Here is a 24,150-nt window from a genome sequence, read left to right on the forward strand (position 1 = left end):
GGACCGGGTGCGGTGGTTTCGCTGTACGCGGAATTCGGATGGAAACAGCTTGCACTCAACCATGGTTGAGGTCTTAGTGTCGGTGGCCAGGTGTTCGATGGGTGGGGAGCGAGAGGGAGCAGCACGGTGAGTATCGAATCGGTGGCCTGGAGCCAGATGTATCGGCGGGCGAACGCGCCGCAGGAGCAGCGGCCGTTCCGGCTCGCGACGGCGCGGCGCATTCTGCGGTTCGCGCGGCCGCACCGCCGCCGAATCGGCGCGTTCTTGCTGTTCAGCGTGGTGTCCGCACTGCTCGCGGTGGCGACGCCGGTGCTGGCCGGTCGGGTGGTCAACGACATCGTCGGCGGCGCGGCGCCGCGCGTCGTGGTGACCCTCGCGATTCTGATCGCCGGGCTCGCGGTGATCGATGCCGCGCTCGGGGTGATCATCCGCTGGCTGTCCTCGCGGATCGGTGAGGGGCTGATTCTGGATCTGCGCACGGCCGTGTTCGATCATGTGCAGAAAATGCCCGTCGCGTTCTTCACCCGGACCCGCACCGGCGCGCTGGTCAGCCGCCTGAACAGCGATGTGATCGGAGCGCAGCGCGCGTTCAGCGACACACTCTCCGGTGTCGTCACGAATCTGGTCACCCTCGCGCTCACCCTTGCCGTGATGGTCCGCATCTCCTGGCAGATCACACTGCTCGCGCTGGTGCTGCTGCCGGTTTTCGTGGTTCCGGTGCGACGGATGGGCAATCGCCTGGCCGCATTGCAGCGGGAAGCCGCTGGCCTCAATGCGGCCATGAGTACCCAGATGACCGAACGCTTCTCCGCACCCGGCGCGACGCTGGTGAAGCTGTTCGGACGACCGCAGCAGGAGTCGGACGAATTCGCGCTGCGGGCGCGTCGAGTGCGCGATATCGGAGTGCGCACGGCCATGCTGCAGACGGTTTTCGTCACCTCGCTGACCCTGGTCTCGGCGCTGGCGCTGGCACTGGTCTACGGCCTCGGCGGATGGTACGCGCTACGAGACCAGCTGGATGCCGGTGCGGTGGTGTCGCTTTCACTGCTGCTGACCCGCCTCTACACGCCGCTTACCGCATTGGCCAGCGCGCGGATGGAAATCATGTCCGCGCTGGTGAGCTTCGAGCGGGTCTTCGAGGTACTGGATCTGAAGCCACTGATCGAGGACGCACCGGATGCCGTCACGGTGCCCGAAGGCCCGGTCGCCGTGGAACTGGATAACGTCACCTTCGGCTACCCGTCGGCCGATAAAGTGTCGCTCGCCTCGCTGGAGGATGTCGCGACACTGGATACCCGCGGCGGGGTCGAGGTGCTGCACAATGTGTCGCTACGGGCCGAGCCCGGTCAGCTCGTCGCGCTGGTCGGTTCCTCTGGTGCCGGGAAATCCACTGTGGCCCAACTCGTTTCCCGCCTCTACGACGTAGATGGGGGAGCGGTGCGGTTGAACGGTACCGACGTGCGCGACCTGACCACTACCTCGATCCGAGACACCGTCGGCCTGGTCACCCAGGACGGCCACCTGTTCCACGACACCATCCGCGCCAATCTGCTGCTGGCCCGACCGGATGCGACCGAGGCCGAGCTGTGGGATGCGTTGCAGCGGGCCCGGTTACGTGAGCTGGTGACGTCACTGCAAGACGGCCTGGATACCGTCGTCGGCGAACGCGGCTACCGCCTCTCCGGCGGTGAACGCCAGCGACTGACCATTGCCAGGCTACTGCTCAAGCAGCCACGCGTGGTGATCCTCGACGAAGCGACCGCCTCACTGGACTCGACCTCGGAAGCCGCTGTCCAAGAGGCGCTTTCCGAGGCGCTGGATGGCCGGACCGCACTCGTCATCGCACATCGCCTCTCCACCATTCGCGCCGCCGACCAGATCCTGGTGCTCGAGGACGGCCGGATCGTGGAACGCGGCACGCACACCCAACTGCTCGCCGCCGACGGACGCTATGCCGAGCTCTACCGCACGCAGTTCGCGGACGAACCGGTCGAAGTCGCGGCCTGAACACATCGAAGCCCGGCTCGAGCCGGGCTTCGATGTGTACTGTCAGAATTCCCCGGCGACGCCGAATACGGTGCGGCCTGAGTGACCGCCATGCTGAATGGCGTGCAGGACCTTTTCGGCCTCGGTGATCGGAGCGAAGTTCTCGATGGTCGAAAGGTGTTGGGGTCGTAGCTCATCGGCGAGTCGAGCCCACAGCGCACGCCGCTTGTCGATCGGGACGTACGCGGAGTCGATGCCGAGCAGCGATACGCCACGGAGGATGAACGGCAGGACGGTGGTCGGCAGATCCGAGCCGCCGGTAAGCCCGCTGACCGCGACCGCACCGCCGTAGCCGATCGCGCTGAGGATATAGGCGAGGGATTTGCCGCCGACGCTGTCCACCGCACCGGCCCAGGTGGCTTTCGACAGTGGCCGCAGTTTCGCATCCGGATCCTCGGGCAGCCGGCCGATCACCTCGTTCGCGCCGAGTTCGGCCAGTCGATCACCCGCATCGGTCTTCCCGGTCGAGGCGATCACCTCGAAGCCGAGGCCGGACAGGATATCGATGGCCACGCTGCCGACACCGCCCGTCGCCCCGGTGACCAGCACCGCGCCGGTCTCCGGAGTGAGTTCGTGATCGAGCAGACCCTGCACGCTGAGCGCGGCGGTGAAACCGGCGGTGCCGAGTGCGGCAGCGTCACGGGTGCTGAGACCGTCGAGCTTGACCACCCAGTCGGCGGGCACCCTGGCGTATTCGGCGAAGCCGCCGTGATGCGAAACGCCGATGTCGTAGCCGTGTGCCACCACCTGGTCACCGGGCGCGAAATCGTCGACCTCGGACGTGACGACCTCACCGGTGATATCTATGCCCGGGATGATCGGATAGTTCCGGACCACGCCACCGCCCGCGGTGATCGCCAGCCCGTCCTTGTAGTTCGCGCTCGAGTAGTGCACCTTGATCGTGACCTCACCCGGCCCGAGGAAGTCCTCGTTGACCTGCCGTCGCGTGAGCACGATCCCACTGTCCGATTCTTGTGCCACCATCGCCCAGAACTCCATGCCGACGAGCATACGAGCGTCGGCGGCCGCCGGGGTGGATCTTCGCCTCGGCCTCGGCTATTGCGGTAGGAGTTCGAGGCGGACGCCGAGCAGCCGGACCGGACGATCGATGTCGAATCGGTCGATGATGCGCAAAGCGGTTTCCACAATGGCCGCGATATCGGTGGTCGGCTCGGGGAGTTTCTCCTGTTTGCTGCGGGTGTAGAAGGTATTGCTGCGGACGGTCACCGAGACGCGCAGCGGGATGCGGCCCGCGGCGGCCATCTCCTCGCCCACCTCGGTGGCCAGTCTCGCCACCTGTGTGCGGATCTCCTCGGGGTCGGTCAGGTCGTGTGGGAAGGTCTCGGATTTGCTGCGGCCCACCGGAACTCGAGGTTCGGTGGTGACATCGGTATCGCCCTTACCGTGGCCGAGCACCCAGAAGTACGGGCCGGTATTCGGACCGAATTCGGCGGCGAGGCGCTGGCGGTCGGCAGCCATCAGGTCGGCGACGGTTTCGATGCCGAGTTCGGACATTCGCGCGGCGATCCGGTTTCCGATGCCCCATAGTGCGTTCGTCGGACGATGCGCCATTACCTCGACCCAGTTCGCGGCGGTGAGCCGGAAAATGCCCGCCGCCGCACCATCGGTATCCGCGGGTGCGGCCGAGGATTTGCCAGCGGATTTGGCGAAGCCGGTCGCCAGCTTGGCGGTGAGCTTGTTGTCGCCGATGCCGATCGCACATGTCAGCTCCAATTGCGCAATGGCGCTGCGGATTTCGCGCGCGAGCTGCTCCGGATCGTCGGTATCGGCGGCGAGGAAGGCCTCGTCCCAACCCCACACCTCGACGCGGCCGGGAAAGGTCCGCAGCAGCGCCATCACCTCTTCGGAGGCCTCCTCATAGGTGGCCATATCCAGCGGCAGGAAGATCCCGTCGCGACATTTGCGTTTGGCCGAGCGCAAAGCCATCCCGGCGCGTACTCCGAATGCCCGAGCCGGATACGACGCGCAGGTCACCACCTTGCGCGGTTCGTCGGGATCACCATTGCCGCCGACGATGACCGGCAGGCCGCGCAGCTCCGGATGGCGGCGGAATTCCACCGCCGCCTGGAACTGGTCGAGATCGACGTGCAGCAGCCACCTGGGCATGAACTAGGGCTTCCCTTTGTTCGGCTGCTGCGATCGTACGACGGGTGTATCGTCCAAACTCGACAACGCAAGAACTGATTTCGCACGGACATGGGTAACTCGTCGGGAACGTCCAAAACTGGGCCCAGCGACCAACCGGCGGCCCGCGACGTGATTTCGGATGCATCCCACGGCCGGCATAAGGCGCGGGGAGGCGGAGGAGCGCGTGTCGCATGACCGACGCACCGGACAACCTGCCCGCGGTTCGGGTCGGCGATATCGATCGCGAGGTCGTGGCCAAGCAGCTGCAACTCGCTGTCGACGAGGGGCAACTCGATCTGCTCGAACTGGATAAACGGCTGGTAGCGGTCTATTCGGCGCAGACGGCACAGGAACTCGTCGCCATCACCGCCGATCTGCCGGTGATCGCCGCTGCACGCGAACCCATCGAACTGCGCACCAGCAGTGGGGCGCGGGCGAAGGTCGGCGCGTGGATCGTCCCGGCCGAGATCACAGCTGAATGCAGCTCCGGCAGCATCAAAATCGACTTCACACAGGCACTGTGCCCACATCGCGAGGTCGTGGTGCATGTCGCCGTGGGTTCCGGCAGGGTCCAATTGATCGTGCCGCGCGGCTGGCGGGTCGACCTCGATCGGGTGCAGGCCAGCAGCGGCACCGTCAAGAACAAAGCGACCGAGGGCAGTCTGCCCGGATCGCCGCTGCTCCGAGTCGACGGGGCGATCGGCTCTGGGGCCGTGGTGGCGAAGTATCCGCGCCCGCCGCGGCGATCGTTCCTGGCCTGGCTGTTGCGCCGGCCCCGTCCGACCGTCTGACCGTTCCGCGCTGACCGGCCTGGCATTGCGCCGCCCACAAAACAGAACTAAATTCTGGTCATGAAGATTCGAGATCGGTTGCTGTTGGCGGCCGAGCGACAGTTCGCGGAACGGGGGACGCTGGAGACCACGCTGACCCAGATCCGCGATGCGGCGGGGGCCAGTGTCGGTGCGCTCTACCACCACTTTCCGGATAAGGCGGAGCTATATCGCGAGGTGTGGACGCATGCGCTCGCCGACTATCAGGAGCACTTCTGGGTGGTTGTCGGCGAAAGCACCGATGCACGCGCGGGGGTCAGCGCGGGCGTCACCGAACATCTGCGGTGGGTTACCGAAAATCAGTACCGAGCCAAGGTTCTCACCTCGGCTCGGCCGCCCGGCGTCCGCGATAGCGACAGCAACCGCGAATTCCTGCGCAATGTATTGCGCTGGTGGCGTACCCACGCCCGCTACGGCGCGGTGCGCGATCTCGAGTTCGACCTTGTCTACGCACTGTGGCTCGGCCCGGCGCAGGAGTACTCGCGACACTGGCTCGGCGGTGACATCCGCACCGCCCCAACCGATGTCGCGCGCGAACTAGCCGATGCCGCCTGGCAGGCGCTGGGCACAACCAACGACTGAACGGAGTCATCCATGCCAACGATCACCCTCGACCTGGAACTCGCGAAGCAGGTGCTCGCCGCGCAGCCGTTCGCGCAGTTGGTCGGCACCGAGATCACCGCATTCGGCGACGGCGCGGCGACCCTCATCATTCCCGTCCGTCCCGAGCTGGGCCAGCAATTCGGCTTCGTACACGGCGGTGTGGTGTCCTACGCGGCCGACAACGCCCTCACCTTCGCCGCGGGCACGGTGCTCGGCGCCAATGTGCTGACCGGCGGCTTCACTATCACCTACCTGCGGCCTGCCGCCGGTACCCGGCTGCGCGCCGAAGCCACCGTCACCGGGTCTACGCGGCGGCAGGCCGTCGTCGTGTGCGAAATCTATGCCGAGACTGCGGACGCCGAACCAGTGCTGTGCGCGGTCGCCCAGGGCAATGCACGCTCCGTCGAGCGCGAACTAGGGGCCGACGGCAGCTGAGGTCCATTGCGGATCACTGTGCGGCACACCGGAAACGCCCCTCAGGATCAAGCCGTCGCCTTGGTGTCCAGCACCGACGCCGACCAGCCCATGAGCGACCGTAACGTCGCGACCAGCGACCTGGGATACAGGCCCTGATCCGAACGTGCCGCCACATGCCCGTCCGGACGCACCAGCAGCGCCCCACCCTCCGGCAGATCGGTGCAGGCACCCCATTCGGCGCCCAAGCCGTGCACCGCGATCTCGATACCGGTCTCGCGCTGCGCATCGGCCGCGGCATCGCGCCAGGCAGCCGAGTTCCCGGCGATCAGTATCGCGTAACCGGGTCCACAGAGATCCAAGGTCGAGGTGGTGTGCTCGGCGTCGAGCCACAGGTGCGGCAGTCGCGTTCCGACCTGTCCGGTCAGCCGATCGACGTGCGGTTCGACCCATTCGATGCAATCCGCTGGCTTACGCGATACCGCGCTCGACGCGTACCGGAAGCGCGACATTACCGCCCCGAAATCCAACCGCCGCGCCAAAATCCCTGCGTTGTCAGGGGTTTCGATGCCGTAGCGGGTTTCGAAGTCGTCTCCGAGATTGGCCTGCTCGGCGGCGATGATCGCACGTGACCAGCGTTCGGCCTGATAGGAATCGAGCAGTGCGGGTCCGCCGGTACCCGAAAGCACGGCGGCCAGTTTCCAGACCAGATTATGTGCGTCGGCGACACCGGTATTGCCGCCGAAACCACCCCACGGCGCGTGCCGGTGGGCGGCGTCACCGGCGAGGAAGACCCGGCCGCGCCGATACTCGTCGGCCACGAAACTGCCGGTGTCCCAAGCACTTCGCGCCAGCACCTCGACCTCGATATCGGGCACGCCGATCGCGGCGCGGATCAGCTCGACGCAGCGTTCGTCCGGATAGTCCGCGGCCGTCTCACGGGTCGGATCGTATTCGAGCTGGAAGGACCATTCGTCGGTGTTGTTCTTGGATAAGACGAGTCCGCGCATGGTGTCGTTGCTGATCTCGCACTGGCTGAAGGTGCGACCGCCCAGCACCCCGGTAAGATCCGTCCGCACAAAGGCATTGATGTAGTAGCGCGTCGGCGGCAGTTCCCAGCCATCGATACCCAGTGCCCGACGGATCGGGCTGGCCGCACCGTCGGCCGCGATGAGGTAGTCGGCCCGGATAACCGAGCGGTGGCCCGACTCGTCACGCAGGGTTGCGGTGACACCCGCGTCATCGGTTTCGAAGTCGACGAGCTCGACCCCGAATCGGAGGTCACCACCGCGTTCGCGTGCCTGCTCCGCGAGCACCGGCTCGAGCAGTACCTGGGGCAAGAAGCAGAACTGCGACGGGCTGGGGTCGGCCGCCGCCATTGCCGCCCGCAAGTGACCGAGGTCGAGCGGCTCGGCGGTGATCAGGCTGGTGCCTCGGCTCGCGCCACCGAAGCTGCCCGCCCGCAGTGCGGTCGCGGCGGCCTGCTCGACCCGCCCCTCGACGCCGACCTGACGGAACAGCTCGGTGGTCCTGGTATGCAGGCCGCGCGCCTTCGGCAACGCCGACGCCTTGGTCCGTTTTTCGACGAGAACATAGGGGACATCGTGATATTCGAGGAACAGCGCGGCCGATAGTCCGACCAGGCCGCCGCCGACAACGAGAACGGGAATCCGCTGCGTAGAAGTCATGCCAGGATCATGTGCGCGCGGGCTTGCATCGCCCTTGCGTCGCGGTCACGGCGACCATGCATACGGAACGGGCCGTACCCGCAGGTACGGCCCGTTCGAGGCGGATATCAGGCGCTCGCCGCGAAGGCGGGAGTCGCCGCCGCCGGTTCGACGACCGGCTCGATGGCGTAGGCCAGGATGTCGGCCACATCGGCGACCGGGCGCACATCCAACGCGGCCAACACATCCGCGGGCACGTCGTCCAGATCCGGCTCGTTGCGGGCTGGGATGAATACCGTCTTCAGCCCCGCGCGCTGCGCTGCCATCAACTTCTGCTTCACCCCGCCGATCGGCAGCACCCGGCCGTTCAGCGTGACCTCACCGGTCATGCCGACATCCGCGCGCACCTGCCGACCGAGTGCCAGCGACACCAGGGCGGTGACCATGGTGACACCCGCCGAGGGCCCGTCCTTCGGCACCGCACCCGCCGGGAAGTGGATGTGGATATTGCGATCCAGCACCGACGGTTCGATGCCGATCTCCGCCAGGTGCGAGCGCACGTAGGTGAGGGCGATCTGCGCCGACTCCTTCATGACATCACCCAGCTGACCGGTCAGGGTGAGCGCACGCTCGCCCTCGGCACCATTGGCCTCGATGTAGAGCACATCGCCGCCGAGACCGGTGACCGCCAGACCCGTTGCCACACCGGGGACCGCGGTGCGTTCCACCGAATCCGGGGTGAAACGCGGGCGGCCCAGGTAGTCCTTCAGGTTGTCCAGATCGATGATCAGCGAGTCGTAGCCCAGCTCGGTGTCGTAACCCAGCGACACCACATTGTCGGCCGAACCTTCGCCGTCCTCGGAAAGCCGAGTCGCGGCCTTGCGCAAGGCCTTCGCGATCAACCGCTCCATCTGCCGCACACCGGCTTCCCGGGTGTAGTTGGCAGCGACCTCACGCAATGCCGCCTCGGTGATCGAAACCTCCTCGGCGGTAAGCGCATTGCGCTCGAGCTGCCGTGGCACCAGGAAGTCGCGGGCGATGGCCACCTTGTCGTCCTCGGTGTAACCGTCGACGGTGATCATTTCCATGCGGTCCAGCAGCGGACCGGGAATGGTCTCCATGACATTCGCGGTCGCGATGAACAGCACATCGGACAGGTCCAGATCCAGATCCAGGTAGTGATCGCGGAACGTATGGTTCTGCGCCGGATCCAGCACCTCGAGCAGCGCCGCGGCCGGATCACCGCGGAAGTCCGAGCCGACCTTATCGATTTCGTCCAGCAGGACAACGGGATTCATCGATCCCGCCTCCTTGATGGCACGCACGATCCGGCCCGGCAGCGCGCCGACGTAGGTGCGCCGGTGACCACGGATCTCCGCCTCGTCGCGCACACCACCGAGGGCGACGCGAACGAACTTGCGGCCCATGGCCCGCGCCACCGACTCACCGAGCGAGGTCTTGCCGACACCGGGCGGGCCGACCAACGCGAGCACGGCGCCCGAACCACGTCCGCCGACGACCTCGAGCCCGCGCGCGGCGCGGCGGGAGCGCACAGCCAGGTACTCGACCATACGATCCTTGACCTCGTCCAGGCCGTGGTGATCGGCGTCGAGCACCGCGCGGGCGGCCGAAACATCGGTGCTATCCGTGGTTTTCACGGTCCACGGCAGGTCTAGGACGGTATCGAGCCAGGTCCGGATCCAGCCGGATTCCGGGCTCTGATCGCTGGCCCGCTCCAGTCGACCGACCTCGCGCAGCGCCTCGGCGCGCACGTCATCGGGCAGGTCGGCCTGCTCGACCCGGGTTCGGTAGTCGTCGGCGCCGTCGGGTTCGTCCTCGCCGAGTTCCTTGCGAATGGCATTGAGCTGCTGGCGCAGCAGGAATTCGCGTTGGCTCTTCTCCATGCCCGCGCGGACATCTTCGCTGATCTTCTCGGTGACCTCGGCCTCGGCGATATGTGCTTTGGTCCACTCGATCAGCTTGGTCAAACGCTGTGCGGTATCGGGGGTTTCGAGCAGTTCACGCTTCTCGTCGGCGCTCAGGTACGGCGCGTAGCCCGCGGTATCGGCGATCGCCGACGGATCGGTCAGCTGATTGACCGCGTCGATGATCTGCCAGGCCTCTCGACGCTGCAGCACCGAAACGACCAGCTTCTTGTACTCGGCGGCAAGCTCTTTGGTGCGACCGTCGGCGGCGGGAGTTTCCACCGGTTCGGCCTCGACCCACAGCGCGGCACCCGGTCCGGTGACCCCGTGACCGATCTTGGCCCGCCGTTCGGCCTTCAGTACCGCGGCGGGCGCGCCACCGCGCATCCGGCCCACCTGTTCGATGGTGGCGACGACACCGTAGGAGGCATAGCCCTCGGTTAATCGGGGCGCGAGCAGCACCGCGTCGGTATTCGCGGCGCGCGCGGCGTCGATGGCGGCCTGCGCCGATTCGTCCAGTTCGATGGGCACGACCATGCCCGGCAGCACGATCGGATCGGTCAGGAACAGGACCGGCAGGTTCTGTGGTGTAGTCACGTGTTCGACCCTTCCAAAAGTTGAGCGACGTCCAGTCAACCCCGGGCGTTCCACGTTTGTTCCGCACCGCTGCCCACGTTCGCTCACAGCGATCGGTCGCATTGACACCCTGTCGGAGCCAATGAGAATGTTGGCAGCTAGATATCTCAGCACCTGGGCGGCTTTAGGGGGATCCCACGATGACAACACTCACATCCGGAGTGTTCATCGATTGGGAAGAGCTGACCGGCCTGTCGAAGTTCTCCGTCGATCTGATCACCTTTCCGATCTTCAGTGCGCTCGCCGGGTGGCTCACCAACTGGACCGGTGTGTTGATGCTGTTCTGGCCGGTCGTCTTTCGCGGAATTCGGATTCCCGGCCTCCAGGTGTTGTATCCGTACTTTCCGCGCCGGGTCCAGGTGCTGCCGACGTTCTCCGGCGACGGCCGCCGGTTGGGATTCCAGGGATTTATTCCGGCGCGCGCGGAGAAGATGGCCAGTATTTGTGTCGACAAGGCGCTGATGCGCATCGGCAGTCCGCGGGATTTCATCCACGAGTTGGATCTGGAAAGTATTGCCGATTATCTCGCGCTACTGGCGAGCAAGCAGGTCAAACCGATCGTCGACCAGGTGATGTATCGCGAGAATCCAGACCTGTGGCGGGGCGTGCCGAGGGCGATGAAACAGGTCATCTATCAGCGGGTGGACCGCGAATTGCCCGCATTGACCAGGCGGGCCTTCGAATCGCTCGGCGAGAATGTCGATCAGCTCATCGATATCAAATCCTTCGTCATTCGGTATCTGCAGGAAAACCCGTACATCCTCAAGGATCTGACGACCACCATCGCCGCCCCCGAATTGCGTTTCATGGTGCGCATCGGTCTGCTCGGTGCGCCGTTCGGGCTGCTGCTGGCACTGTATATGCATGTGCACCACACCATTCCGGTGTTCGGTTGGGTGCCGGGTTGGGTGATCGTGCTGCTTGTCTCGGCGGCGATCGGCGTGATCGTGAATGTCATCGCGGTCAAAATGGTCTTCGAACCGGGAGACCCGCAGCCGCGTTACAAGTATTTGTGGAAGCAGGCGCTGCTGGCCAAGCGGCAACCGCAGGCGGCAACCGATCTCGCGCATATCCTCGCCTACCAGGTGCTGACGCTGCCGAACCTGTCCAAGGAGTTGCTCGACGGCCCGAACGGCGATAAGACCAGACAGTTGATCGAGCGGTTGGTCTCCGATGAGATCCATCGCCAACTCGGCCCTACGACGTCGATCGTGCGCGTCGCCTTCGGCCGCCGTCAATTCGACAATCTCAAGGTCGGCGCCGCGGGCGCGGCAGTCGGGTTGGCCCCGAGCCTGGTCGAGGACGAGGAGTTCACCCTCGAACAGGCCAAGAAGATCGACGAGTTCGCCGCGCGCAAGCTCCAGGACCTCACTCCGGGTGAGTTCATGGAGATGTTCTATGCCTCGGTCGAACAGGATGCCTGGCTGCTGTACCTGCACGGCGCACTGCTCGGCTTGGTGGTCGGAGCCGCGCACCTGACGATTTTCGGCTGGTAACCGGCCGGAATCCGGTCGACACCGAGGCTGCGCCAAATACAAGCACGCATGCTTGCATTTTTTCTGGACCGCTGCGATGCTGAACCGCGACGAAGTACGAAGCAGTACGCCTGGACGGGACAGGGATCAGATGGCCGACCTGAACGCGCTCCTGCGCGATTTCGCCGACGACTGCACGGAACTGGAACGGATCGTCGCGCCGCTGGCGGATTGGTCCACGCCGACACCCGCCCCCGGCTGGAGTATCGCCCATCAGATCGGCCATCTGGCCTGGACCGATGAGGTTGCCGCGCTGGCCGCCACCGATCCGGACGGTTTCGCGGAGCTGGTGGCGGAGGCGGGCCCGAAGGCATTTACCTTCGTCGACGAGGCCGCCGACGAGGCGTCCACCGCACCGGCCGCCGAACTGCTCGACCGATGGCGTCGCGGCCGTGCCGCTCTGATCGATGCCCTGCGCGCGGTGCCCTCCGGCACCAAACTGCCGTGGTTCGGACCGCCGATGAGCCCGGCGTCCATGGTCAGCGCGCGGATGATGGAGACCTTCGCACACGGCCAGGACATCGCCGACGCACTCGGGCTGAGCAGGACACCGACCGCCCGGCTGCGCACGGTCGCCCATATCGGCGTGCGGACCAGGGATTTCGCCTACACCGTGCGCGGCAAGACCGTGCCCACCGAGGAATTCCGGGTCGAACTCACCGCACCGGATGGCGGCGTGTGGTCCTGGGGTCCCGAGGACGCCGCGCAGTATGTGACCGGTCCGGCACTGGACTTCTGCCTGCTGGTGACGCAGCGCCGTCACCGTGACGATCTGGCGTTGGACGCAGTGGGTGCGGACGCCGCCGAATGGCTCACCATCGCACAGGCTTTCGCGGGACCGACGGGGGACGGGCGGTCGGCGAGCCAGTTCGCCTGACCCGCCGAATCGGGTCCGACCGGAATGCAGGTGCGGGCGAGCGCCACACTTGGGTGCGCCGTTCGTGTCGGCCGGACGCCGTTGGCCGGGTGTCTCGATGTGGCAGTCGAGAATGGCGCTCGCCAGCCAAGTATATTTACCCGCTTGTCAGCTGGTGGAAACATCGACGACGCCATCCGGTTCGAGTTCGGTATCGCGGGCGTCACCCGGCTTTGTGATGCTGATCTCTTCCATGCGGTGCTACCTGCGGCTGCCCCGGTAACCTGGACAAGCGTACGGCTTTCAACGATGCGGGCCGCGCGGTGAGGGGTTCAGGGGCGGACGGAAAGGAACGCATCGTGGCATCACGTAAGCCTGCCCAGATCGCTCGGCATACCGCCATCGTGCTCGCCGGCGCCGCCAGCCTCACTCTCACTGTCGCCTCCGGTGCCTACATCGTCCATCAGATGGCCGACGCCCAGCACGCCACCAACGATATCGCCGCACCACCCGCGGTCCGCATTCCGGATGTCGACACCGGCCGCGGACCCGTCCTCTCCGATGCCGTGCTGACCGGCGGAAGTCGCGATCTGCCCGCACTATTCGGCCGCTTTCCCGCCGAACCCAGTGACGGCACCATGAAAATCTCTCAAGCCCATACCGATTCGCCTGCCAACACCGGAATCAGTGGCAAACTGCGCCTCGGCAGCGCCTATGTCGGCGCACAGCTGGCACCCGGGCGTGCGAATACCGTCGCCTTCACCGTGGATACCAATGCGCTGACGGTACTGACGGATTTCCTGCTCACCGAACCGGTTCGGGACCGGCTCGGCATCCATGCCGACCCGGCCGCCGTCACCCAGTTGCGCACCGAGCTCGATACGCACAGCGGCGAAGTGATACTCACCTTCTCCGATCCGACCCTCGGCGAACACGGTGTGCGACTGAACCGCAATCCAGCGCCCAGCACCGGACACGCTGCGAGCGTTGAAGGTTCGGCCACTGAGGCATCGGTCGACGCCACCCCGAATCCGACCGTCACGACGGCGAACGACACCATCGCGATCTAGCCGCCTACGCTGCGTCCCATGTACGACTTCTGTGTCATCGGGGGCGGGATCGTCGGAGTCGCGACGGCGCATCGGATTCTGCGCCGTCATCCCGGTGCGAGCTTGGTGCTCGTCGACAAGGCCGACGCACTCGCGACGCATCAGACCGGGCACAACAGCGGCGTTATTCATTCCGGCATCTACTACCCGCCGGACAGTCTGAAGGCCCACCTGTGCCGCAAGGGCGCCGCCTGGACGAAGGAATTCGCCGCGGCACACGATATTCCGTTCGAGGTCTGCGGAAAGCTGCTGGTGGCCACCGATGCCGCCGAGTACCGGCGGATGATCGCGCTGCACCAACGCTCGGTCGCCAACGGCGTCGATGTCGAACTTATCGACACCGCCGAATTAACGCGCCGCGAACCGCATGTGACCGGTGTCGGCGCACTATTCGTACCCGCCACCGGCATCATCGACTTCACTCGCGTCACCACCGCACTCGCCGATGAGGTGCGGGCCGCCGGCGCTGAAATCGTGTTGAATGCCGAGGTCACCACACTCACCGAAACCGCCGAGGCGGTCACCGCGGCGGGCCCCGCAGGTTCCTGGACCGCGCGCACGCTGGTCGTCTGCGCGGGTCTGCAGGCTGACCGCATGGCCGCTCTCGCCGGCCTGCGAAGTGACTTCCGCGTCGTGCCGTTCCGCGGTGAGTATTACCAGCTACCGCCGAGCCGATCCGGACTGGTGCGCACGCTGATCTATCCGATTCCCGATCCGAATCTGCCTTTCCTCGGGGTGCATCTGAGCCCGATGATCGACGGCACCTTGACCGTCGGCCCCAATGCGGTGCTCGGACTGGCCAGGGAGGGCTACCGCAAGGGCAGCTTCGACGCCCGTGACGCCCGCGCGGTGCTCGGGTTTCCCGGCTTCCACCGAGTCGCCCGCGCGCATGTGCGCACCGGACTGCGCGAATTGCGCAACTCCCTGTTCAAACGCGGCTACCTGGCCGAATGCCGACGGTACTGTCCGGAGCTGACGCTCGCTGACCTGCGACCGCGGGAGGCGGGCATCCGCGCGCAGGCGGTGCTGCGCGACGGCACGCTGGTGCACGACTTCCTGATCGAGCGAACTGCCCGCTCGATTCATGTGCTCAACGCTCCGTCACCCGCGGCGACCTCCGCCATGCCGATCGCCGAATACATCGTCGACCAACTGTGACCGCGGCGAGTTAGCTGGGTTGCGCGTCCCAGCAAACCAAGCGACCACCCGGTCATCAATGTGGTAAGCCCGCCAACCAAATTCCCGGCAAACCCTCGAATAAAGAGGAGAGCTGTAGTACTTTTAGCGGCAGCCAACAGGGAGGGGCCCGATGGGCCACATCAAATACGCGAGCGACGTCGGAGCCCCGGTCGAGGTGGCCTTCACCTATACCGACAACCATCTGTTCGTACCGGATTGGATGTTCGCCGTCGCCGCGTTCGAGCCGAAAGGCGAGCTCGACCAGGGTCTCGGTGCGGTCTTCACGACTCGGATCAGGCTGGGACTGTGGCGGCCGACCGTCGAATGCGAGATCACCGAATACCGGCGCAACGTGGTGATCGGCTACACATTGCGCGGCCGGTTATCCGGAACTTTGACGCTGCGCTTCGACCCGCTCGGCTACGGACGCTCGGTGCTGACCTCGGAAGCGGAGTACGCTCCACCGGGTGGGCTGTTCGGTCGGCCGTGCCTGCGTCCGGTGGATTTCGCCGTGCGCTCGGCGTTGCGCCACACCGAATCCCAGTTGCGAAGGGAGATAGAGCAATTCCACGGTACCGATCTTGTCGGTCGGATTGCGTAGGGTGCCATCTATGATCATCGTGAGCACCGACGGATCCTGCCTCCGCAATCCCGGCGGCGCTATCGGCTGGGCTTGGGTCAATCATCAGGGCGGTTCACGCAGCGGGGGAGCCGCCACCGGAACCAATCAGGTCGCAGAGTTGCGCGCGCTATTGGAGGCCGTACTCGCACATCCCGGCGAGGAACCGCTGTTCATCGAGAGCGATTCGCTCTACGCGATCAAATGCGCCTCGGAGTGGATCTTCGGCTGGCGCACCAATGGCTGGCGCACCGCCAGCGGCGGCGCGGTGAAGAACGTCGAACTCATCAAACAGATCGACCGGGCCATCGCCTCCCGGCCGGGACCGGTGCGGTTCCGTTGGGTGCGTGGACATGTCGGCAACTACTACAACGAAATGGCCGACACCCTCGCGGGTGAGGCGGCCAGGCAGGCCGCGGCGTCCGCAGCCGCCGGTGAGGTCTCGACCGCCGAGCTCCCCGAGCTGCAGCCGGTGCTCGAGGACTCCTCCGATAAGACCAAAAAATCCGCCCGGCCGCGGTCAGCGGGGAAGCCGGTCGCGCCAGCATCTCAGGCATTGACCCTGTTCTGAGTCCGCTGGGCGCGACCGGGTGCGAGACCGCCGGAAAGACCTCCGGGCGGGTGGTGCCATTCCCACCCGCCCGGAGGCGCTTTTCGGAGTAGATAATCCGATCAGTTGCCCATCTGCTTCAGGATGGGCAGGTCGAACTTGTTGACCAGCCACTTGTCGTCGACCTTTTTCAGCCCGGCCACCACCACAAGTTCCACCTTGCTCGGCGGCTTGTTCGCGGCGGCGATATTCACATTTGTGGTGGTCTGACCGATCACCACCAGCACATTCGCGTTCTCGGTATCGCCCGACTGGAAGCCGCACTGCATGTCGTAGGTGGACGAGGTGGCCTTTGCGTCGACCACGACCCCCTTGAGGTCCTGGCCGAGCTTGGTGAACTGATCCTTCCAGTCACCGGTCGAGGCGGCATCCACCTTCTTCAGGTACTCGTCGATAGTCTGCGGATCGTAGGTGGAGATCAGCTTGCCGTAATTGCACGCGGCCGCGGTGGCGGCTTCGTGCGCGTCCAGCTCGTCGCCGCGATTGCTGGCCTGCCGGTAGAAGACCACGACGGCGGTGACCGCCGCGACAAGCAGCACACCGGCGACGAACGCCGCGATGATCGGGACCAGTGCGCCCCGGTCCTTGGCAACGGTCTGGGCCGGGGATTGCGGCGCGCCCTTAGCCAGCTTGTCCTGCGCTGGCTTCGGTGCGGACTTCGGGGTCGGCTCCGCGGCTACCGCATCGCCCGCCTTCCCGATCTCGACCGTCTTGTCCTCGGCGGGCGCATCCGGCTTGGCGTCCTCTTTCGGGGCATCCGGGTTCTCGTTCTCGGCGCCGACATCATCAGTGGCCATCGATACAATCCTGCACTTTCCCGGCGCACCTGAGCGCACCGATATTGCCTTCTCGGTCCGCGTCGGACGAACCGTTCGCACTCTGCGGGGGAGTATTCCCGGCCCGGGATCGCAGGCCCTGGCCGGGGTAACTCACCATCGAATACGTACCGCTCGCTGTGTCAACTCACCGCAGTGTTCGGATCACCGCAGCGGCGGCGGGGTCATTTCATTTGGATCCGCACCCGGCGGCATTTGTGCGCCATTGTCCGGTACATTCGGCCGCGGCGCGTTCGCCGAACCGCGAACCTGCAGTCCGGGCGGCGGATTCTCGCAGTAGTTCCACTTGGGCAGCGAGCCGTCCTGGACGACCTCATTGCGGATCGGCACATGCTTGTACTGGCAGATCGGCCTGACCCAGATATCGGCGACAGCGTGGAACTCATTGTCGTGCGCGGGCACACCAGCGGCGGACAACCCGATGTTCAGCGATGGGAACAGCGCCTGCAGCGCCGGAATCCGCAGCTGCGCGGCCCTGGTCATCGCCGCGAAGTTGGCCGCGAGACTGGTGATCGGATCGGCCGTCTTGTCCAGTACCGCACCGAGACTGGTCAGCTGTCCAGGTGCCTTCTCCAGTATGGCCTGCAATTCGGCGTTGGCATTGTTGAACTGATCGAACAACTGACCCGAATTGCGGGTCAGCGTCCCGAGATCCGGCTGCGCATTCGAGGTGGTGTTCGCGATGGTGCGCAGGTTGGTAATCAGGTTCTGCGTCTGCGGCAGCAGATTGTCGAATCCGGCCATGGCCAGGCTGATGCCATTGACCATGCCGCGCAACTGATCCGGGCCACCGCTCAGTGCGGTGTCCAGGTTGGCCAGGATGACACTGAACTTATCCGGATCGACCTGGGCGATCAGCGCGCTGGCGTTGTCGAGCACCGACCAGATCGGAGTCGGAGTCTTGATCTTCTCCGCATCGAATTCGATGACCGAGCCGTCCTTCAGGAACGGCGCCTGCTCGGTATTCGGCCGGAAGTCGATGTACTGCTCACCGGCGCCGGAAAGCGCGCCCACCGAGACCTTGGTGTCGACCGGAATCTTGTACTTCGAGTCGATTTCGGCCTTCGCGGCGATGGACTGTCCGCGATCGACCAGCTCGATCGAGGTCACCTTGCCGATGCGATAGCCGCGCAAGGTGACATCGTTGCCTGGCTGCAGACCGCCGGAGCGGTCCAGGTCCACCGTGACGGCGTAGGTTGACTTCAGCGGATTCACCCGCATGACGCTCACCAGCAGGTAGCTGGCGCCGACAATCAACACCAGCACCAGGCCGATGGTGGACAGCAGCATTTTGCGCCGCATCAGTTTGCCGAGCCAGCTCATGCCCGCACCTCGCTGGCGCTCGGTTCCGGCATGCGCTGCGCGCGCTCGCACATGATTCGCTCGCTTCGCTCACTCATCGGTGTCCCCCCTGCAGTCGTCCCTGAATGGCCTGCAGGACGGTGATCAGGCTGCCCGCGAAGTCGCTGAGATCGCGTCCGTCGAAGAACTTGCCCTGCGCTGGATCCGACAACAAGCTGAAGTTGTGGATATTGGTGACGGTGGCGTAGACCGCGAGGCTGTTGCCGCGGAAGGAAGCGTCGATCGGACCGCGGATCTCGTGCAGCGCATCCAGTGCGGGACCGAAGTTCTGCTCGGTCTGTGACAGGGCGTTCATCAGCTTGTGCACATTGTCGAGGAGATCGCTCAGCTGGTCGCTGGAGGTATTCGCATAGTCGCCGAGCGCCGCGCTGGTCACCGAAATCTTCTGCAGCAGATCGCCGATGGCCCGGTTGTTCTCCGCGATAGCGCCGATCATCTGCGGCAGGGTGTCCGCGACCTGTCCCAACTCCGAATGCCTCGTCTCGATGGTGGTGGCCAGCGAGCCGAACTCGGCGAGCACACTGTCGATGCGAGCGCTGTTGTCGTTCAAACTGCCGACGACGCCGGTCATTTCAGTGATCAGATGCGCTATCTGGTCACCGCGGCCGCCGACGATGGAGTCCAGCTCCGAGGTCAGTTTGGTGAGCGCCGCGACGCCACCGCCGTTGAACAACATGGATACCGAGATCAGCAGCTCCTCGACGGTGGCGCCCGCCGAGGTCTTATCCCGGCCGAGGGTGTCGCCGTCGTGCAGCATCGGTGTGCCCGGATCCGCCTTGACCTTCGACACCGCGATGAACACATCGCCGAGCGGGGTGGCTTGCCGTAGTTCGGCCGTGCTGCCGACCGGAAGCTCGATGTCCTTGCTGATCTTCAGATCGACAATGGCCTCGAAGTTTTTGGTCTGGATATTCGAGACCACGCCGACATCGGAGCCACCGATCTTCACCTTGGCCTGATCCGGCAGGTTCAGCGCGTTCTCGAATTTCGCGTGCAGGGTGTAGGTTTCACCGGCCATGCCCGGTTTGGGCAGCGGCAGGCTCTCCACCGTGAGACCACAGCCGGAGGTGATGGCCACCCCGGATATCGCGGCCAGCGCGATCACCGCGCGGCGAGCTTTCACTGTGAACCGGTCGCTCATTTGGTCATCCCCAGCAGTGCCGCCGTAACACCAAGGTCCGGACCGAGGTCCTCCAGTTTGCCGGTACGGCAACCATCCGAGCGCATCTGAATCCGTTCACAGAACACACTCAGCAGTTCGCCGTTGAGGAAGGTCGGCAGGTTGCCGTGCAGCCGGACGTACCCGAGCTGCCGGTTCATCGACCGGTCCAGGTTCTGCATGAGCAGCGGCGCGAGATCGACGACCTCGGTGAGGCCGCGGGCGTTGGCCCGCAGTTGATCGGTCACCTTGGTCAGTCCCTCGAGCGAACCGCCCAGCTGATCCTGGTACTGCACCAAGGTCGAACTGGTATTGGCCAGGAAGTCGTTGAGCTGCCGCAGCGTGGCCTCCAGACCGGGTGCCTGATCGCTGAGCAAACCGGTCATTTGTGTCATCCGATTACTGAAATCGCGTACCGACTGGTCGTTTTCGGCCAGCATGGTGGTCAACTCGTTCAACTTCACGATGATGCTGGAGACCGCGTCCTTGTTGTCGACGCCGACCTTCAACGCACCGGAGAGCGCATTGAGGGTGTCGCGCATCTTCTCGCCGTTGCCGTTCAGCATCGGATAGAGCACCCGACCCGACAGCGGACCGATGCCTTCGGTACCCGGTTCCGGCTTGAGCGCCGCGGCGAACTGATCGATGGTCTTGAGCATCGTGTCCAGCTCGACCGGTGTCTTGGTCTTCGCCTTCGGCAGATGCGCGCCATTGGACATGGTCTCGCCCTGGGTGTAGGCCGGGGTGAGTTCGACATGCCGGTCGGTCACGATGGACGGCGAAACGATCGCTGCCATCGCGTCTTTCGGGATCTTGACGTCCTTGTCGATCGTCATGTGTACCTCGACCATGGTGCCCTTGGGAATGATCTTGTCGATCTTGCCCACTTGCAGCCCGAGCACCGTGACCGGATTGCCCTCGAAGACACCCGCGATGTTCTCGAAGTCCGCGGTAATCGTCATCGTGTTGCCCAGTGCGCGGTCCACCGAACTCGGCACCAGCGAGCAACTGCCGACGGCAAGGGCGGCCGCGCTGATCATCAGTGGTTTGGCCAAACGCCGCAGGTCGATTCGCATCAGTCTCATCCCTGGCACCCCTCGATCAGGTGGGCGAAGCACAGCCAGTTGTCGGGGAAGAGCCAGGGGAGGCCGACCTCACCGTACGGACCGTTGCCGAACGCGTTGTTGAAGGTGCGCACCGACACCGGCATGATCTGCAGCATCCGGTCGAGGTTGTCCTTGTTCTTCTGCAGGCCCTCGGCCATGATGTTCAGCTGGTCGATGGTCGGGCCGAGCTGGTTGTTATTGGCCGCGCCGATCTCCTGCAGCTGACGGCTCAGCGTCGACACATTGTCGAGCAGTTGGCGCAGCAGGCTCTGCCGTTCCATCACCCGGTTGGCGATGGCCTCGCCCTGGGTGATCACCAGCAGCACACTGTTGCGGTTGTCGCCGAGAATCCTGGTGACCCGGTCGAGATCCTTGAGCAGGCTGTCGACCTCCGCCTTGCGCGAATCCATCACCTTCGCGAGCGCGCCGATGCTGTCCAGCGCCTGCGCGGTCAGCGCGGGCGAATCGCCCATCTGCTTATTGATCAGATCGAGCGAGGTGGCCAACTGCTTGGTGTCGAGCGCCTCGAACTTCGGAGTGCCGTACTCGACCACATCGGCCAGGTTGTACGGAACCGAGGTGTTGGACAACGGAATTCGGCCGCCCTTCAACCCCGACCCGTCACCCGGATCGAGATCGACATAGCGCGCGCCGAGTAGCGTCGCCATCTTGATCGATGCCCTGGCATCCGGTCCGAGCTTCACATCGTCGTTCACGCTGAGGGTGAGCAGGATGTGCCCGTTCTCCAGCTTCGCACCGGCCACATGGCCGCTCGGGACACCGGCCACATTAACCTTGTCGCCGACCTTGACCCCGGCGGTCTGCACGAATTCGGCCTTGACCGTCTTCTCACCGACGCCGATCAGTTTGTAAGCGCTCGAGCCGATCAACAGCACGATGATGAGGACACCACCGATGACACCCAGCCAGAAGTAGCGGTTGCCGTTGAACCTGTCCTTGATCTTGGTCATCATGGGCGGCACACCGCCGACTGTCCGTTGCCACCGATCTGTGGGAGCAGACCGCGGGGGAGCAGGATGCCGTACAGCGAGACGTCCAGCTTGCAGAAGTACGCGTTGGCGTAGGCGCCGTCCTGGGTGAACTTGCCGAGGGCCGACAGCGCCGCGGGCAGGTCGATCGCGGCCTGATCCAGCTTCGCGCCATTGGCGATCAGCATCGTCAGCGCCGCACTCGTCGAATCCTGTGCGGTCACCAGCTTCGGCTGGATCCTGCCCATCATGTCGACAAGACCGCTGGTCGCGTCCGCGATCTGCACCGTGGACGCTTGCAGCGACTGGCCCTGGTCGTACAGGCCGCCGATCAGTGCCCGGGTCTGGGTAACCAGGGTCTCCAATTCATCACCTCGCTTGGCCAACCCGGACATCACGCCGCTGAGGTTGGTGATCACATCGCTGAGAATCGCGTCCCTGCGCTGGAAATCCGTGGCCAGGGTCGCGGCCTGGGTGATGAACGAGCTCAACGAAACACCGTCACCCTGCAATGCCTGGATGAAGGTTTCCGAGAGCCGGTTCACCTGTTCGGGCTGCAACACCTGGAACAGCGGCTGGAATCCGTTGAGCAGACCCGAGACGTCGAAGGACGGTTCGGTGCGCTCGAGCGGAATAGTGGCCTTATTCTTCAGCGCCGCCGGACTCGCCGCCTTACCGGGCGCCAGCGCGATATAGCGCTGGCCGATCAGGTTCTGGTAGCGCACCAGCGCCTTGGTGTCGTCGTACACCGTCTGGTTGCGCTGCACGATGAACGTCACATCGGCGAGGGACTTCTTGGTCTTGGGATCGCGGGTGACTTCGATCTTTTCGACCTTGCCGACCCGCACGCCCGCCATTCGGACGTCATCGCCCTCGCGCAGACCGAGCACATCGCTGAAGGTCGCGGTGTAGGTATTGGTAGCACCCTCCACAACCCGCGCCAGCGTATTCCAGACGACGACGGTGACCAGGATCGAGACGATCGCGAAGAGACTGAAGCCGATGAGTGGTTTACGAATGCTCATTTAGCGGTACCGCTTTCGCCGACCTGCAGGGTGCCCCCGCGCATTGCCGAACTGAGCAGCAGATATTCTGCCGCCGTCGGACGACGACCGAGCAGGGCCACAATGGCGGCATCTCCTTGGTACGAAATCGGACCGGCGGTTACGGGCGCACTCGCCGGCTGGACGGGTACGGCCGGAGCCGCGGGCTGGTCGGCGGAGGGCTGTGCATTCGGCGCCGGTGGCGTCGGATTCGGGAACAACCCCTCCAGCGGCGTACCCGCGAACGGGCTGGCCGGCTTCGGCTCGGCCGAGGCCGCCGCGAGCGGATCACCCGGCGAGGTCAGACCAGGTATCTCCGGGAAACCCGCGGGCAGTGGCAGTTTCGCCAAACCCTGCGCCGTTTCCAGCGAACGCGGCTTCATCGAGTCCGGCAGGTAGCCGGGATCGGAAACCACGGGTGCGGTGGCACAGCTGGGTCCGGCCAGATTGCCGTAGCGCGGGCAGTCCGCCTGTTCGTAGGGCCGGTACGGGGTGAGCGTCGCACCGGCATTCCAGACCATCTGCCGCTGCGGCCCCCAGTGGAAGGTCGTGCTCAACTTGCGCAGCGAATTGTTCAGCGAGGCAATGGTGTCCGGGATCGAATTCGCATCCGCGGCGAGCGCGCCGAACATATCGCTGGTACCCGCGGTCACCTGCTTGCCGATATCGCCGTTGCGGGCGAACAGCGAGTTGACCGAATCGACCGTGCCTGCCGTACCGCTGATCAGGGCGATCAACTGGGACCGGTGATCGGCGATGGTCTGCGCGGTCTGCACCGACTTGCCGAACACGTCGAGCAATTCGGGTGCGGACTCATTGAGCGCATGCGCCGAGGCCGAGAAATCATCGAGCAGCACACCGAGATTCGGGATGGACTCGTCCACAGAGGTCAGCCACCTGTCCAGCCGCTCGATGGTGGATCCCGGCATCCGGCCGCTGCCGTCCAGCGCCTGGGACAGCGTGCCGAGCACCCGGCCGAACTGCACCGGGTCGAGTTTGGTGAGGACCGTGCGGACCTTGGTGAGGGTGTCCTGCAGCGCGATGGTGCCCTGGCTCTGGTCCTCTTCGATGACCGAACCCTCGTGCAGGTACTTGTCCGCCGGACCGTTGAAGACCAATTCCACCGAGGTGACGGCGAACAGGTTGCTCGGCACCACCCGGGCGGTCACGTTCGACGGGATATCGCCGGCGAACTCCGGTTTCAGGTCGATCTGCACCTTCTGCCGCTCACCCTTGGCGACGACCTCGACATCCTTGACCGCGCCGACCAGCACGCCGCGGAACTTCACGTCGGCCTCGCTGGGCAGTCCGTCACCGGTGCTCTTCACATCGGCGACCACATGCACCTTGGGCACGAAATAGCCTCGGTATCTGGCCATCAGGAAGCCGAGGAGCAGCGCGAAGACGAGGAGTCCGCATACGCCGGCGACCAACAGTTGTCGCATGGTGGGGCCACGCCCACTGGGATCGATGATCAT

21 protein-coding genes are annotated in these 24,150 nt (G+C 65.0%); 10 read left to right on the forward strand and 11 right to left on the reverse strand.

The window, feature by feature from the left end; translation table 11 throughout:
- The first annotated feature begins 126 nt into the window (after nt 1-126).
- Nucleotides 127-2,007 carry an ABC transporter ATP-binding protein gene (locus ACIBG0_RS09925; protein ID WP_397031025.1) on the forward strand — a complete coding sequence of 627 codons (1,881 nt, stop codon included), beginning with the start codon at nt 127-129 and terminating at the stop codon, nt 2,005-2,007.
- A 42-nt stretch (nt 2,008-2,049) separates the two neighbouring features.
- Here the strand turns inward: ACIBG0_RS09925 and ACIBG0_RS09930 are convergent, their stop codons facing one another.
- Both ACIBG0_RS09930 and ACIBG0_RS09935 read right to left on the reverse strand, forming a co-directional pair.
- Entirely contained in the window at nt 2,050-3,045 is a 996-nt protein-coding gene (locus ACIBG0_RS09930) for an oxidoreductase (protein ID WP_397031027.1), read from the reverse strand.
- 57 nt (nt 3,046-3,102) lie between these two features.
- Nucleotides 3,103-4,173: a DNA polymerase IV gene (locus tag ACIBG0_RS09935; protein WP_397031029.1), complete on the reverse strand. Its 1,071-nt coding sequence runs from the start codon at nt 4,171-4,173 to the stop codon at nt 3,103-3,105.
- 212 nt (nt 4,174-4,385) lie between these two features.
- Here ACIBG0_RS09935 and ACIBG0_RS09940 point away from each other — a divergent pair, with 212 nt between their 5' ends.
- From ACIBG0_RS09940 to ACIBG0_RS09950, 3 genes are read left to right on the forward strand one after another with little or no spacing between them, the layout of a single operon-like run.
- A complete protein-coding gene (locus tag ACIBG0_RS09940) occupies nt 4,386-4,985 on the forward strand; it encodes a DUF1707 domain-containing protein (protein WP_397031030.1) in 600 nt (199 codons plus the stop codon).
- 60 nt (nt 4,986-5,045) lie between these two features.
- Nucleotides 5,046-5,606, forward strand: a complete 561-nt coding sequence (locus tag ACIBG0_RS09945; protein ID WP_397031032.1) for a TetR/AcrR family transcriptional regulator — start codon at nt 5,046-5,048, stop codon at nt 5,604-5,606.
- Between the two features lie 12 nt (nt 5,607-5,618).
- Nucleotides 5,619-6,062, forward strand: coding sequence for a PaaI family thioesterase (locus ACIBG0_RS09950; protein ID WP_397031033.1), 444 nt, complete (start codon nt 5,619-5,621; stop codon nt 6,060-6,062).
- A 47-nt stretch (nt 6,063-6,109) separates the two neighbouring features.
- Here the strand turns inward: ACIBG0_RS09950 and ACIBG0_RS09955 are convergent, their stop codons facing one another.
- Nucleotides 6,110-7,729 (reverse strand): FAD-dependent monooxygenase, encoded by a 1,620-nt coding sequence (locus ACIBG0_RS09955; RefSeq protein WP_397031035.1) that lies wholly within the window; start codon nt 7,727-7,729, stop codon nt 6,110-6,112.
- Between the two features lie 107 nt (nt 7,730-7,836).
- A complete protein-coding gene (gene lon, locus ACIBG0_RS09960) occupies nt 7,837-10,170 on the reverse strand; it encodes an endopeptidase La (RefSeq protein ID WP_397031236.1) in 2,334 nt (777 codons plus the stop codon).
- Nucleotides 10,171-10,409: 239 nt separating this feature from the next.
- Between lon and ACIBG0_RS09965 the strand changes: the two genes are divergently transcribed.
- The 6 genes from ACIBG0_RS09965 to ACIBG0_RS09990 all read left to right on the forward strand — a co-directional run bounded on the left by ACIBG0_RS09965 (nt 10,410) and on the right by ACIBG0_RS09990 (nt 16,138).
- A complete protein-coding gene (locus ACIBG0_RS09965) occupies nt 10,410-11,765 on the forward strand; it encodes a hypothetical protein (protein ID WP_397031037.1) in 1,356 nt (451 codons plus the stop codon).
- A 130-nt stretch (nt 11,766-11,895) separates the two neighbouring features.
- Nucleotides 11,896-12,681: a TIGR03084 family metal-binding protein gene (locus tag ACIBG0_RS09970; RefSeq protein ID WP_397031039.1), complete on the forward strand. Its 786-nt coding sequence runs from the start codon at nt 11,896-11,898 to the stop codon at nt 12,679-12,681.
- Nucleotides 12,682-13,019: 338 nt separating this feature from the next.
- Entirely contained in the window at nt 13,020-13,730 is a 711-nt protein-coding gene (locus tag ACIBG0_RS09975; protein ID WP_397031041.1) for a hypothetical protein, read from the forward strand.
- Nucleotides 13,731-13,748: 18 nt separating this feature from the next.
- Entirely contained in the window at nt 13,749-14,927 is a 1,179-nt protein-coding gene (gene lhgO / locus ACIBG0_RS09980; RefSeq protein WP_397031042.1) for an L-2-hydroxyglutarate oxidase, read from the forward strand.
- Nucleotides 14,928-15,078: 151 nt separating this feature from the next.
- Nucleotides 15,079-15,549: an SRPBCC family protein gene (locus ACIBG0_RS09985; protein ID WP_397031044.1), complete on the forward strand. Its 471-nt coding sequence runs from the start codon at nt 15,079-15,081 to the stop codon at nt 15,547-15,549.
- Nucleotides 15,550-15,559: 10 nt separating this feature from the next.
- The gene (locus ACIBG0_RS09990) at nt 15,560-16,138 is read left to right on the forward strand and encodes a ribonuclease H (protein ID WP_397031046.1); all 579 of its coding nucleotides are present in this window, start codon (nt 15,560-15,562) and stop codon (nt 16,136-16,138) included.
- 101 nt (nt 16,139-16,239) lie between these two features.
- On the opposite strand, the gene ACIBG0_RS09995 is transcribed toward ACIBG0_RS09990, so the two are convergent.
- From ACIBG0_RS09995 to ACIBG0_RS10025, 7 genes are all read right to left on the reverse strand, one after another.
- Entirely contained in the window at nt 16,240-16,974 is a 735-nt protein-coding gene (locus ACIBG0_RS09995) for a hypothetical protein (RefSeq protein WP_397031048.1), read from the reverse strand.
- A 183-nt stretch (nt 16,975-17,157) separates the two neighbouring features.
- On the reverse strand, nt 17,158-18,336 hold the full coding sequence (locus ACIBG0_RS10000) for an MlaD family protein (RefSeq protein WP_397031049.1): 1,179 nt from the start codon (nt 18,334-18,336) through the stop codon (nt 17,158-17,160).
- 73 nt (nt 18,337-18,409) lie between these two features.
- Entirely contained in the window at nt 18,410-19,516 is a 1,107-nt protein-coding gene (locus ACIBG0_RS10005; protein WP_397031050.1) for an MCE family protein, read from the reverse strand.
- Entirely contained in the window at nt 19,513-20,619 is a 1,107-nt protein-coding gene (locus ACIBG0_RS10010) for an MlaD family protein (protein WP_397031052.1), read from the reverse strand. Before ACIBG0_RS10010 ends, ACIBG0_RS10005 begins: the two co-directional genes overlap by 4 nt.
- Nucleotides 20,616-21,611 (reverse strand): MCE family protein, encoded by a 996-nt coding sequence (locus tag ACIBG0_RS10015; protein ID WP_397031238.1) that lies wholly within the window; start codon nt 21,609-21,611, stop codon nt 20,616-20,618. The genes ACIBG0_RS10010 and ACIBG0_RS10015 overlap by 4 nt, the downstream gene beginning before the upstream one ends.
- A complete protein-coding gene (locus ACIBG0_RS10020; RefSeq protein ID WP_397031054.1) occupies nt 21,611-22,654 on the reverse strand; it encodes an MCE family protein in 1,044 nt (347 codons plus the stop codon). Before ACIBG0_RS10020 ends, ACIBG0_RS10015 begins: the two co-directional genes overlap by 1 nt.
- Complete coding sequence (locus tag ACIBG0_RS10025; RefSeq protein ID WP_397031055.1) at nt 22,651-24,150, reverse strand: MCE family protein; 1,500 nt, start codon at nt 24,148-24,150, stop codon at nt 22,651-22,653. The genes ACIBG0_RS10020 and ACIBG0_RS10025 overlap by 4 nt, the downstream gene beginning before the upstream one ends.

Source organism: Nocardia sp. NPDC050630 (assembly GCF_044457245.1).
Taxonomy (GTDB): Bacteria; Actinomycetota; Actinomycetes; order Mycobacteriales; family Mycobacteriaceae; genus Nocardia.